Annotated in this window: 13 protein-coding genes and 2 pseudogenes; all 15 read right to left on the reverse strand. The window is 40.1% G+C overall.

Annotated elements, in window-relative coordinates; all coding sequences use genetic code 11:
* Positions 1–53: 53 nt before the first annotated feature.
* The gene (locus G596_RS21820) at positions 54–1,274 is read right to left on the reverse strand and encodes a sugar ABC transporter permease (RefSeq protein WP_022761838.1); all 1,221 of its coding nucleotides are present in this window, start codon (positions 1,272–1,274) and stop codon (positions 54–56) included.
* Positions 1,275–1,301: 27 nt separating this feature from the next.
* The gene (locus G596_RS0110695) at positions 1,302–2,837 is read right to left on the reverse strand and encodes a sugar ABC transporter ATP-binding protein (RefSeq protein ID WP_022761839.1); all 1,536 of its coding nucleotides are present in this window, start codon (positions 2,835–2,837) and stop codon (positions 1,302–1,304) included.
* 55 nt (positions 2,838–2,892) lie between these two features.
* Positions 2,893–4,113 (reverse strand): ROK family transcriptional regulator, encoded by a 1,221-nt coding sequence (locus tag G596_RS0110700; protein WP_022761840.1) that lies wholly within the window; start codon positions 4,111–4,113, stop codon positions 2,893–2,895.
* A gap of 330 nt (positions 4,114–4,443) precedes the next feature.
* Entirely contained in the window at positions 4,444–5,040 is a 597-nt protein-coding gene (locus tag G596_RS0110705; RefSeq protein WP_022761841.1) for a hypothetical protein, read from the reverse strand.
* A 67-nt stretch (positions 5,041–5,107) separates the two neighbouring features.
* Entirely contained in the window at positions 5,108–5,593 is a 486-nt protein-coding gene (locus G596_RS0110710; protein WP_022761842.1) for an NUDIX hydrolase, read from the reverse strand.
* Positions 5,571–5,903 (reverse strand): hypothetical protein, encoded by a 333-nt coding sequence (locus G596_RS0110715; RefSeq protein WP_022761843.1) that lies wholly within the window; start codon positions 5,901–5,903, stop codon positions 5,571–5,573. The genes G596_RS0110710 and G596_RS0110715 overlap by 23 nt, the downstream gene beginning before the upstream one ends.
* A gap of 147 nt (positions 5,904–6,050) precedes the next feature.
* The gene (locus tag G596_RS0110720; protein WP_022761844.1) at positions 6,051–6,689 is read right to left on the reverse strand and encodes a GyrI-like domain-containing protein; all 639 of its coding nucleotides are present in this window, start codon (positions 6,687–6,689) and stop codon (positions 6,051–6,053) included.
* A 6-nt stretch (positions 6,690–6,695) separates the two neighbouring features.
* Positions 6,696–7,112, reverse strand: coding sequence for a VOC family protein (locus G596_RS0110725; RefSeq protein ID WP_026671297.1), 417 nt, complete (start codon positions 7,110–7,112; stop codon positions 6,696–6,698).
* Between the two features lie 251 nt (positions 7,113–7,363).
* Positions 7,364–7,741: pseudogene (locus tag G596_RS0110730) on the reverse strand (zinc ribbon domain-containing protein); the annotation flags it as partial.
* Positions 7,742–8,066: 325 nt separating this feature from the next.
* Positions 8,067–8,588 carry a GNAT family N-acetyltransferase gene (locus tag G596_RS21825; protein ID WP_044928442.1) on the reverse strand — a complete coding sequence of 174 codons (522 nt, stop codon included), beginning with the start codon at positions 8,586–8,588 and terminating at the stop codon, positions 8,067–8,069.
* Positions 8,589–8,670: 82 nt separating this feature from the next.
* On the reverse strand, positions 8,671–9,060 hold the full coding sequence (locus G596_RS21830) for a GNAT family N-acetyltransferase (protein ID WP_022761848.1): 390 nt from the start codon (positions 9,058–9,060) through the stop codon (positions 8,671–8,673).
* A 105-nt stretch (positions 9,061–9,165) separates the two neighbouring features.
* Positions 9,166–9,669 carry a GNAT family N-acetyltransferase gene (locus G596_RS0110750; RefSeq protein ID WP_022761850.1) on the reverse strand — a complete coding sequence of 168 codons (504 nt, stop codon included), beginning with the start codon at positions 9,667–9,669 and terminating at the stop codon, positions 9,166–9,168.
* Between the two features lie 306 nt (positions 9,670–9,975).
* Positions 9,976–10,287, reverse strand: a pseudogene (locus tag G596_RS0110755) (recombinase family protein); the annotation flags it as partial.
* Positions 10,288–10,332: 45 nt separating this feature from the next.
* Positions 10,333–10,917: a hypothetical protein gene (locus G596_RS21835; protein WP_022761852.1), complete on the reverse strand. Its 585-nt coding sequence runs from the start codon at positions 10,915–10,917 to the stop codon at positions 10,333–10,335.
* A gap of 250 nt (positions 10,918–11,167) precedes the next feature.
* Positions 11,168–12,040, reverse strand: a complete 873-nt coding sequence (locus G596_RS0110765; protein ID WP_022761853.1) for a hypothetical protein — start codon at positions 12,038–12,040, stop codon at positions 11,168–11,170.
* Positions 12,041–12,114: the final 74 nt, after the last annotated feature.

Genomic DNA, 12,114 nt, shown 5'->3' on the forward strand with positions numbered 1-12,114 from the left:
GGCAGCGCTACCTGCCGGATACGCCTTACAAATTTACAGATTCCTGTTTATCCTCAGTTCTTTGCTGCTTCCTTTGAAGGGAAGAGTCTTCCTATAATAGACGCTTTTCCTACCTTCTTGTTGTAAACATCAAATGCTACGGCAATAAGAAGGACAAGGCCTTTTATAACCTGTGTCTTATCAGCACCTACACCCATGAGCATAAGTCCGTTGTTAAGAACTGCCATAACCATACCACCGACCATGGTTGCAATGATGGTTCCAACACCACCTGAAACAGCTGCACCGCCGATGAATACTGATGCAATAGCGTCCATCTCCCACTGGTTACCATCAGCAGGACCTGCTGCTGTAGATCTTCCTACGAAAAGAATTCCGGCAACTGCTGCAAGCATGGACATGTTCATCATTGTAAGGAAATATGTGCGGCTCACATTTACACCTGAAAGAGCTGCTGCACTCTTATTTCCACCTACTGCATAGATGTGACGACCAAATCTGGTCTTCTGTGTAATAATGTGATAAACGATAACAAGAATAAGGAGAATCAGTCCCGGTATCGGGAAGGAAGTTCCCTCTCTTCCTGTTCCATAGAGCCAGGTAAAGTAAGCAATTATCAGAGAAATCAGAACTATTCTTGCTACTACAACCCATAAAGGCTGCTTTGCACCGGCGATCTGTCCGGAATTTTTGTACTTTCTGACTTCAACGATTATAAGAGCGATAATACCGATTATTCCCAAAACAAGAGTTGAGTTATTCATTCCTGTGAATTTAGGTCCCCACTCAGGCATGTAGCCTGCTCCGAAAAATCTGAGTTCTTCAGGTGCGGGAACTGAGATGGACTGAGATATCCAGATAACTGCGCCTCTGAACATCATCATACTTCCCAGTGTTGTGATGAATCCCGGAATACCGAGCTTTGCAAGGAAAAAACCGTTCCAGGCACCAACAAGTGCTCCGATTGCAAGTGCAATGAGCACTGCCAGATACCAAGGGAGATTTAATTCACTTGCTACCTTAGCCATTACCATTCCTGAGAAACCGGCAACACTACCAACTGACAGATCAATCTGACCTATTACGATAACCATCAGCATGCCAAGCGCCAGAATAAGGACGTAAGCATTACCTGATAAAAGATTCTGGAAATTGGAAGAAGTGAGCATTCTTCCATCAGATATAACATTGAATACAACAATCAGCACAGCCAGTGCCAGAACCATGGTGTACTGACGAAGGTCTTCCCCTAAAACCTGCTTAATATATTTCATGACTTTAAACCTCTTCCCTATTTGTTGTTAAGCGGATGTAACTGTCATTCGCTTCATTAGTGCTTCCTGATCAGCTTCCTCAGCTCTCAGTTCCCCTGTGATAGCTCCTTCAAAAATTGTATATATCCTGTCTGCTACCCCTAATAGCTCAGGAAGTTCTGAAGAAACCATTATGACTGCCTTCCCCTGATCGGCAAGTTCATGTATCAGCTTGTAAATCTCATATTTTGCACCTACGTCAATACCTCTTGTAGGCTCATCAAGTATCAGCACATCCGGCTCTGTAAACATCCATTTTGATAGAACTACCTTCTGCTGATTACCACCTGATAAAGTGCTTACTCCAACTCCTACGTCCTTGCATTTGATTCGAAGCGCCTTTCTGTACTCCTCAGATGCCTTAAGCTCTTTTGTCGAATCCAGAAGTCCGTTTGTCAGAATCTTGTCCATGTTGGCTGAAACTATGGTTTTTCTGATGCTGTCCAAAAGGTTAAGTCCCAGATTCTTACGATCCTCAGGCACATAAGCTATTCCATGCTTTATGGCCGCCTGAACGGTTTTCAGCTTAACTTTCTTTCCCTTTATTTTGATTGTTCCTGATTTATAGATTCCGTAGTTTTGCCCGAAAATTGAACGCATGAGCTCTGTTCTTCCTGCTCCCATGAGTCCCGCAAATCCTACGACTTCACCTGAGCGTACATAAAATGAAGAGTTTTTGCAGACCATCCTGTCCTTGACTGCAGGATCCTCAATATTCCAGTTTGATACTTCGAAAATGACCTCTCCCGGATTGGACTTATGCTCCGGATATCTGTTTTCAATCGAACGACCTACCATCGACCTGATGATCTTGTTCTCATCCACCTGTCCGGCTACTACTTCATAGCTTTCAACAGTTTGTCCGTCACGGATAACCGTAACCGCATCAGATATCGCCGCAATCTCATTAAGTTTGTGAGATATCATGATACAGGTGATGCCCTTCTCCTTAAGACCTCTCATGAGTTCAAGAAGATTGGCCGAATCATCCTCATTAAGAGCTGATGTAGGCTCATCAAGTATGAGAAGCTTAACATTTTTGGAAAGTGCCTTCGCTATCTCAACAAGCTGCTGCTGTCCTACACCCAGGTTCTTAATAAGCGTATCAGGACTGATATTCAGCCCTACCTTGTCAAGAAGCTCCACTGTCCTTCTTCGCTGCTCTGTCCAGTCGATAAGTCCGCCATTTGTCAGCTCATTTCCCATGAAAATATTCTCTGTGATTGACAATTCCGGAATCATCGTAAGTTCCTGATGAATAATTGCAATTCCTGTCTGCTCGGATTCCTTGATATTACGGAATTTCATCTCCCGCCCGTCAAAGATGATCTGACCACTATATGTCCCATAAGGATATACACCGGACAATACCTTCATCAGCGTGGATTTACCGGCACCATTTTCACCACATATCGAGTGAATTGAGTCTCTTTTGACTTCGAGTGTTACATCTGAAAGTGCCTTAACCCCGGGAAACACCTTTGTAATTCCTCGCATTTCAAGAATTAAAGGATTTTCTTTCATTGCCGCCTTTAACCTCCCCTTATATCGCTAAAATATCAGGAATTCATATCCTGAATTATTTTGCCGTAAGATATTCACTGGGTTTCCCCAGTACTCTGTCAGTAGCAATCGCTGCTGCTCCATAAAGTGTAGGGTCAACACTTAATTCGGACATCATAATGTCGACCTGTGAAAACAGCTCAGGAATGGTTCTCTCCTCAACTATTCTTTTTATATGCGGTAATAAAATATCACCCGCTTTCGAAATGACATCGCCTATTACTATGATGTCGGGATTATATGCATTTATTAAGGTAACGCAGCCATAGGCTATGTACTGGGCCATTTCCTTCATGATATCGAGTATGACGCCATCGCCTTTTCTTGCAGCCTCGAATATCACATCGTAATCATCAATTCTATTGTGCTTTTTATCAGTAAAAATTGATGGCAAAGCTTCCTTTGCTCTTGCAAGCATTACCCGTGTAGAGCAGTAAAGCTCAAGGCATCCGTAATTGCCACATTCACATCTGGGTCCGCGATAGTCTATACTAATATGTCCAACCTCACTTGCTGCACCCTGTTTTCCAAATAAAAGCTTCTCATTCTCAACTATTCCGGAACCTACACCCTCTCCCATTAGGAAGTATGCAAGTGTATTCATGGGCTTTTTATGATTACCAAACCACCACTCTGCCATGGCTCCGGCGTTTGCATCCTGTTCTATGAAAAATGGCTTATCGAATTCATTCTCAAATTCCTTAAGGAAATTTACATCGTGCCACGACATCATGTGTGACACAACAGCTATGTGCCCTTCATTTTTAAGATAAGGCCCCGGAACCGCCATTCCTATTGCCACAACGTTCTCGTTTTTATCAAGATACTCACGGATCAGCTTCTTCATATCCTTAAGAACTATCTTCGGATCATCCGTAATGTCAAACTCGACTTCAGTCTGTTTGTAGAACTTACCTGATATATCAAACAAACCAACTGTGTACATATATCTTGAAAACTTGACCCCAATCACACAGTTCTTCTCAGAATTAAGCTTAAGTCCGATCGCACGCCTGTTTCCGCTCCCCTTGATAATACCCGTCTCTAACACAATTCCACTCTCAATAAGAGATGCAACTATCTTGGTTATGGATGCCTGGGTGAGTCCCGTCATTTTCGCAAGCTCTGCCCTGGAACATATTTCGTTTTGTAATTCCTTTTGATGAATAATCTTCAATAACTGCGCTCTGTGAGCTTCATTCATATCGCTGTTATTGACTATCGGATTGTTATCCAATTCACTAACGCCCCCATTAATTTGTTTCCGTTGTTAATGTATTAACTTTGTTAATATATTATGCACATTTATTACTAAAGTCAACCAAAAAATTGCTATTCATTGTATGTATTGTATACTTGCACTAATCGAACATTAAAATTTTGTGAACTTATTACACAAAGAATTTTGGGTTTCATTCGTTATGTTAACCAAATTACCGTGCAGATATTAATTCCAGACAGAACAGATATTAAGAATTTAAACTTAAAACAAAAAAGGTATGTACATTTTTAGTACATACCAAAATTATAAAAATCCATTATTATGAATGTATTATCTAAAAAAATTCTATCTTTTCCTATATGCGCGATATCCTTGACAAAGCAAATCTTCTAATAAAAATTCTCTTTGAGACACCTTGCCAATACTTCTGGTTGAATCTATAATTCTAACTTTACACTTATCTTTATTAATGAATTCCTTAAACAACATGACATGCGAAGATATCGCAAAGACATCACCCTGTCTAATATCCTTTATATCTATTAAATCTGCAATTTCGGGAATATCTCTAGCCCGTATTTTCTTTGGTAGTTCCCAACATACTGTTACAAGCCCCGAGCAATCTACACCCACACATTCACGACTTCCATATCGTGATGTATCTTCCGGTACATTTCCAGCGTACTTACCTTCAACAATCCCCAGGTCAAACTCTTCCAATGATGAAGCATTCCCCCATCCATAGGGAATTCCTACATTCAGCTGTCCCGGCTTCCACCAACCACAATCGAATTCTTCACCTCGCCATGTAATATCCGGCGTATCTACATATCTCCCATTTTTGTCGATACCATGCATTACATTTTTCTCTGATGCATACCACTCATGCTTAGAATATAATAGTGCCTTCTCAATAGCTCGTTTTCTAGCTTCTTCTGTCATTTTATAATCCCCATTTCCCTATGAATCAGTCTAACTCCATAGTTTAACCTATTCCTGCTCCAGTCTGTTAGTGTAATTCCTCAATAAAACTAATTTGCCTTTGCGTAGCCAACTCATCTCTGGACATTTTTCGTAATTCGCTTGCAGTAACCCACTTATAAGCAGAAGTTTCTCCATCCTGTAAAACTACGCTGTTTTTATCGATATCTGTAACGCACAGGTAATCTACATAATATGTCTTATGCCCATGATGCAGTACTCGTCCAATTTCAACTAATTCGTCGGAAGAAATACCGGTTTCTTCAAGTAACTCTCTTTGGGCACAAGTCATTGGATCTTCTCCCTGCAAAGCAGAGCCTCCAGCGGTTGCTTCCCACATTCCTCCAAAGTGTTTTCTTTCATCACGCTGCATTAACAGATATGTACCATCCTTGTGTCTTACTATAATCTCACAACAAAGATGAAACATCCCATCAGGTATCTCTTCGCCGCGAATCAGTGATGTCTCATCTATCTTATTTAGCTTTGCATCATATGCATCCCAAATTTCCATGTTTGCGTTCTCCTTGTAATAATGCCGCTGATATATCAGATGCTTTTTTGTATATCTCTCTGCAAATATCAGTCCGCCAAAACCCAAAGTCAAGCAGTGCTTCTTTGTTTTCTGTTTTTGTAACCAGATACTCTTTATATCCGTAACTGCTTTGAGCAAGTTGAAAAAGATATATATAAGGCATTACCTCCAAATCTCTTTCAGTAAGCGGCGAGTATTTCACGTACTCTTTTACATATAAAGAAAAATCCCCAACATCAAAATATGATCCGTTTCTGCTTACTCCACCTGATTGGATATATGACCTCATAATCTCCCATACTGCAGGAATACAACCTGCCGAAGAGGAATCGATAACCGCCTTAATTTCTCCTCCATCGCAGATTAACTGACAAGCCGTGTAATCCCCATGAGTTGAAGTATATGTTATGCCTTTACCCTAATGTATTCCATGTGTTTAATACCCCTTTGCCTTAATCGGATGCCTGATCACAGTCTTCAGCTTCTCCGGAGCAACCTTTCTGGCATCGCTCAAATAAATCTCATGATGCAGCCGCTTATCCGTAATATCCAGTTCATACCCCTGCTGTTCCATGAACTCATGCATCATAGACACCGTAGCAGGCTCATCATCATAAGAACCGATATGCATACACTGGACGCAAAGTCCTTCCTCGACTTTCAAAAATTCTACCTTGGAAAAATCCATCTTTTTCTTTTTAGTCGCCTCATCTACAGCCCACCGGAAATCTTCATCAGTCACAAAATCCGGAAGGCGGATCACAGATATCCAATGGAATTTTTCCTTGTGCGCATAGTCAATTCCGTCCACGCCATCTTGCCACCAGAATCCTTCCAGCGGCGGAACAACATAATCGAAATAACCCTCAATCCGATGATCGCTCTTCTTGCTCATCTTAATTGTAAAGGCAATCCCATACAGCAATCCGATAGCCTGCTTATACTCTCCATCTTCTTGATTCGGATCTCCTGATCCTCGTACTGCGATATAATTCATGCTTGGTACCGTTACAATGTCAGGCTTATTCTTTGGCATGTAAAACTTTTTATATTCCTTCTTGAAATCAAACGCCACCGCAGCTTACCTCCCCGCATCCTTATCTTCAAAAGGTTTATTCCAGGAACCGATCTCAATCAGATTTCCTTCCGGATCAGCGATATAGCAGGTCCTCTGTCCCCAAGGCTCCAACTCAGGCTCCAATACCGGCGTTGCCCCATTTTCAATTGCATTCTTGAACGCAGCATCGACCTCATCAAAGGTATCTACATAAAGAGCAATTTCCGAATGTCCATTCAGGCCCCGCACATACTCATACCGGCGGTTAGTCATCTTTTCAAAATCTTTCCTGCCGTACAATAGAAACAGCGTCCCGTCTTTTACAAGATATACATTGGATGCATCCTCCGCCTCCTTGATCTCAAATCCAAGCACATCCCTGTAAAATCGGATCATCTTTCCCATATCCTCAGCCAATAATCCAAAACCGTCCAACCTCATGACGTCAAGCCTCCTTTTTCTCATGCACTCTTCAAGCGGCAATACTTCGCAGCCTTTATCAGCATAGTACGCATACATTTCATCCAGCTTTTTCAGATCATAACTCGTTATACAATCAGCCTGTCTATCTTCATTTCTCTCACGCCCCATATGTATCTTATTAAAGTCAACACGACAACTATATGTCATGTTTATTATAATAGTCAAAATTTTTTTCCGTAAACAAAAAAGCCTGCCGGCATCGGGATTTCTCCCAACACCTGCTGGAGTTGTTTTCTAAAATCAGAGCGTTCTTTTTCAAGCTCAGTGGTATCAACTTTAGCACCAATCTTATCCCTGATGGCAGCTTTAAACTTTGGATTATTAACCATTTTCTTTATTGTTTCTTCCACAGCCGCATTTACTCTATCCTGTCCCCATTGTCTATGATAATCACAATGGTGTCCATCAATTCTGATTCTATGCTTACATGCATAGTAGAAAAAGTCTCTGTAATAAGTTCCATCTTGCTTCTTTTTCCTGTTCACATTTGCATACATGGCTCCACCACAGACAGGACATTTCAGAATTCCGGAAAGAATATGCTCATGATCTAGGCTATGTGTCTTTTCATGCTTAAAGCCTGTTCTTTCTCTCTTTGATTTGGCTAACATAAACTCCTCTTCGGATATTATTGCATCATGCTCACCTTCGTATATTGGATAAATTCTAAGAAAAACAAGAAAAAACACAAGTAATTTCATAACAAAAATAATCGGCCTTTATCCCACAATGAACTGGATAGAGGCCAGTTTTACTAATATTTTGTCATTATTCTAAACAAGCCGGAATTTTAAAAATTAACCCATACATCTATTCGTCCTTCATTGGAACTTCGAAGATAGGCTCGAATTTTTCAGCAATCGTTGAAAAATCAGTCATATTTTCCCCTACCCAATGCTTATAAATCAATGATTATATCCAATACCTGCGAATCGGCTCATCATCACCATCTATAGTAACTGTGTTTTCTAGTATCCCACCGCATTTTTCTATGGTTTTCCATGAAGCAGTATTGCTTTCGTGAACCCCAAGTAATACTTTGTAAATTTTCTTTGCTTTTGCCTCTTCAAGCACCATCTTAAGTACTTCAGTTGCATATCCTTTTCTTCGCTCACATGGACGGATTCCATATCCGATATGTCCCCAAGTATTTAAGCCTTCACATGTCAAATAATGTCTTAAACTCGCTGCCCCTACTAATCTTCCGCTCTCATCGATTACAAAAAACGAAGTTGTAGCACTGAACCTTTCATCGACGATTCCATGCTCGCAGTTATCAAGCATTCTTATATGCTTTTCGAATTCTTCTGTGGAGTCAAAGGGCTTATCCAAAAACCATGGCGCAATCTGTGTTCCGCTATCACACCATTCTTTCATCATCTCGTTGAACTGATCAAAATATACCAAATCAGGCTTTGCCAAATATAGTCTCATTTATCCCTTAACCCTTACCTTGTCGAATACAGCTTGAATATCTTCCTTCGCCCCTTCAAATTTTGGCCACGCATCTATTCCATCATCTCTTTTTCTGGGGATTATGTGAATATGGAAATTGTTTTGCCCGTTCTATCATAGCCCTGATAAGCGTTCCTCCCACGCCTTTCCGCTGATATTCAGGTAATACGCTCAGTGGGCCAAAGTCAAGGACTGGAAGAGACATATCTTCCTTTCTCACAACTGCGTTGCTACAAATAATATGCCCGACAATCGTCTCATCGTCCAGTTCCGCAACCAAACTGAGTGCCATAATCCCATCACGGTGTCGCAATTCATGGACCATCCAATGCTCATAGGGACAACCAATCTGTCCCCGCTGGACTCTGTCAGGATACCCGAAGGCAGCTCTCGTTATTTCCTCTACTCTTCTATAGTCTTTTTCTGTTTCAAGTCTAACATTTATCTCCATGCAATTATTCGCCGCTAGCTATTTTCCTTACATTGTATTTATTTATCTCAACACATTTTTTATCAGCATCAAACTCAAACTCAACAATCCATGGCATTTCAAATCTTATCTTTTCAAAATCCTCATAAATAAATGCTCATCATCTTCGCCAACCTTATAGGCTCCGTTATTTAGCATTACCTTTTGGGATGCGATATTATCCTTGTTGACGCGCAGGTAGATTTCATCTTCAGGCACGATCTCTTTTGCCTTTAAAAGAGTTAATCTAAGCCCTTCCGTTCCATATCCCTTGCCACGATACTCCTTTGAAATGCTATATCCTATGTGACCCGCGCCTTCACGAAGAGCGTCGGTAAGGTGATGTCTTATCCTAAACTCACCAATTAGTTTATCTTCATCCCATAAGTAGTAATAGGTTTCAGGTACAAACCAGTCAGGCATATCGACCGGGTTTTCATGAGAAATCTGCTTAGGAAGAACTTTTTCTTTATACTCATCAAAAGAAACTCCACGATAAGAATTGGTTAAACCATTCTCGTCTTCCGGTAAATTCGTTGTATACTCCCACTGTGCTTCTACATCTTGTAAGTTAATCTTTCGAAGTTCCATACTGCTCACCTTTCACCATTATAAATCGCGCACTAAATAATCATAGCATAGCAGGGCTTTCCAACATACACAATAGCTACAACCAAGTATTCCCGAGCAAAATTTAAGAGGCACTCTATAAAAGAATGCCTCTCTTTCGTCAAATCATCTTAAAATGCTTAAGCGCTTCTGTGATAGCCTTCTCTTTCTCTGGTGTAATTCCCGGTTGTCTACTATCATCTGACTTTGGCTTATTATAATTTTCACGTAACTCTATACCGTTCTTTCTTTTTACCTGAGCAATATTAGCCAATAGCGCATAAGCCATCGCATAAGCTGCAATGAATTAAGAATATCCGCAGCATTTCTTCCAAATCTCGACAACTTGAAAACAAGGACGTATTTTACCCCGTCCTTGCAATCTTCGATATCATTAAGCATTCTCTGAAATTCATGCCTGCCCTTTATGTTCTTGCCGGAGAATCCTTCATCAGAATACTCGCCTGCAATTTCCATATCCTGGTATTCCGCATACTTTCTGATTTTCTCTTTCCGAGCTTCCAGAGAGTATCCATCAACCTGAATAGCGGTGGATACTCTTGTATATATGTAACACTTAGTTTTCTTAGTCTTTGTCATAAATTGTCATCTCCCTCCATTTTTCTGTTGACAACTGTAACAAACCTATTTAAGATAAGAATCAAGAAATGGGTTTTCACTGGGTAGGGCTTCGGCCTGACAGGACTTGCTCGTTTCTTTTTTTATTTCCATAACATCATATAGATATTTCTTCCCACTGCCTGCATGTCTTATCAATAGTCTGGCGTGAAAAATATTGTATCCAGTGATTTCATCATCTTCACCATAGATTGGTAATCCAAAACGAGTATCATACCTATACCATCCATTCTTAGCATCACGGCCATGCTTTTTCTTCCTGTTTTCTTCAAACACCCCATTCGTAGCTATTTCAATCATTTCCGGTATTCCCTGTGCAGCATTTGCCTTAGCTTTAGCAACCGCACCTTTCAGCTTCTTGGTATAAACAGATCCGGCATATTCCCCTAGAAGAGTTGTCCCAATATATATGATTTCTCCATCCTCTGCTATTGAGTAAAACTCTCCCACATAATCTTTAAGATACTGTTCGACATCTTCCCAGTTCAGGCTTCGCTTACCCTTAAAGATAATGTCATTTATCATGACAATGCTGTTTCCATCTGCATCCTTAATTACAGATACATTTCTTGATTTGTTTCCTTTTTCCATATTGCTCCTCACTTCTTTTAACCCCCTCGAATTCGATGGGGTTAGGATCATTCAGATTATAAACAGGTCGATTTCGACCTGTTTAAACATACTGATTCCAAGACAATTATTCCTTCTCATCATCCTTAGCCTTAAAGCAAACAAAAGCAAAAATGATGATTACTATCGTAGTTCAGCTAATAACATTCTTGATTCTCTACCGTATTTAATCTAAAAAATAGCCCCTGACCATTGGTCAGGGGCATTATCGTCATATTTCCGAGATATTAAAATAATCCATAGCCACTTGGACGCATTCTTGTATAAGTGCCTCATGTTTCTTATAATCGGAGAATCCACTAAGTTTGACTCGGTATTGTTTCCATCTACTTTCATATGTAACGTCTAATCCTGCATCCTCAATTTTAGCAGACAATTCAGGATTCTCATTCGTCTTAAAAAACAAGTGTAAAAACGATTTCTTGGGTTTAAATGATATAAAATTCTTAGCTACTCCATTCTTTGCTAACCCTACATAAAATTTATTGTATTTCAGCTCATAACCAGAAGTGTATTTTTCCAAAGCATTAAAAATATCATCTACATCTTTCATTATTTTCTTAGTGCTTCGGTTTTCCCAATAGTTTCTGTCAGTTACCTCATATTCATCTTCTTCGTCAGTCCCAAGGGTGACACGATCCATGACTTTTGTAAAAGCTAAGGATATGTCATCCCCAACCTTATATGCTGACAGCTGCAAAGCTATTAGCGGAATATTACCATTAAACAGGCTAATTACATTCATAAATCTACCTGTTATCTCCTCAGCAACAATAACTGCGCAATGATCATACTGAGGATATCTCTTCTTCTCTGTATCCCAGTACTCAATTGTTCTAATGATATGACTTGGGTCAGTAGCTCCAAGCTGAATTTCGATTTCATATCGAGCATCATTATCTACATTTCCCATCAAAATATCTAACCGCCCACCTAATGGTTGTATTTTTTCTCTTTGAATCGGTGTAAGTTCTCCCAATCCCAATGACTCAGGATGTTCAAAAATAAACTTTTGAATAAGATCCTCTTTAATCTCAGGATGATTCTTTAATGAAATTCTTTGTAGATTTACAAGATTAGCCATTTCAAATTCCCCCAAAAGAAATATAAACCAAAACATCGTACAATATCATTATAGCATATCACTTATTTCCTAAC

Origin of the sequence: Butyrivibrio sp. AD3002, from assembly GCF_000420905.1 — a bacterium.
Lineage (GTDB): Bacteria > Bacillota > Clostridia > Lachnospirales > Lachnospiraceae > Butyrivibrio.

Bases quoted from the DNA above. Each gene is read 5' to 3' on its own strand.
- G596_RS21820 (WP_022761838.1), bottom strand. From the start codon at position 1,274: ATGAAATATATTAAGCAGGTTTTAGGGGAAGACCTTCGTCAGTACACC.
- G596_RS0110695 (WP_022761839.1), bottom strand. From the start codon at position 2,837: ATGAAAGAAAATCCTTTAATTCTTGAAATGCGAGGAATTACAAAGGTG.
- G596_RS0110705 (WP_022761841.1), bottom strand. From the start codon at position 5,040: ATGACAGAAGAAGCTAGAAAACGAGCTATTGAGAAGGCACTATTATAT.
- G596_RS0110710 (WP_022761842.1), bottom strand. From the start codon at position 5,593: ATGGAAATTTGGGATGCATATGATGCAAAGCTAAATAAGATAGATGAG.
- G596_RS0110715 (WP_022761843.1), bottom strand. From the start codon at position 5,903: ATGAGGTCATATATCCAATCAGGTGGAGTAAGCAGAAACGGATCATAT.
- G596_RS0110725 (WP_026671297.1), bottom strand. From the start codon at position 7,112: ATGAGGTTGGACGGTTTTGGATTATTGGCTGAGGATATGGGAAAGATG.
- G596_RS21825 (WP_044928442.1), bottom strand. From the start codon at position 8,588: ATGAGACTATATTTGGCAAAGCCTGATTTGGTATATTTTGATCAGTTC.
- G596_RS21830 (WP_022761848.1), bottom strand. From the start codon at position 9,060: ATGGAGATAAATGTTAGACTTGAAACAGAAAAAGACTATAGAAGAGTA.
- G596_RS0110750 (WP_022761850.1), bottom strand. From the start codon at position 9,669: ATGGAACTTCGAAAGATTAACTTACAAGATGTAGAAGCACAGTGGGAG.
- G596_RS21835 (WP_022761852.1), bottom strand. From the start codon at position 10,917: ATGGAAAAAGGAAACAAATCAAGAAATGTATCTGTAATTAAGGATGCA.
- G596_RS0110765 (WP_022761853.1), bottom strand. From the start codon at position 12,040: ATGGCTAATCTTGTAAATCTACAAAGAATTTCATTAAAGAATCATCCT.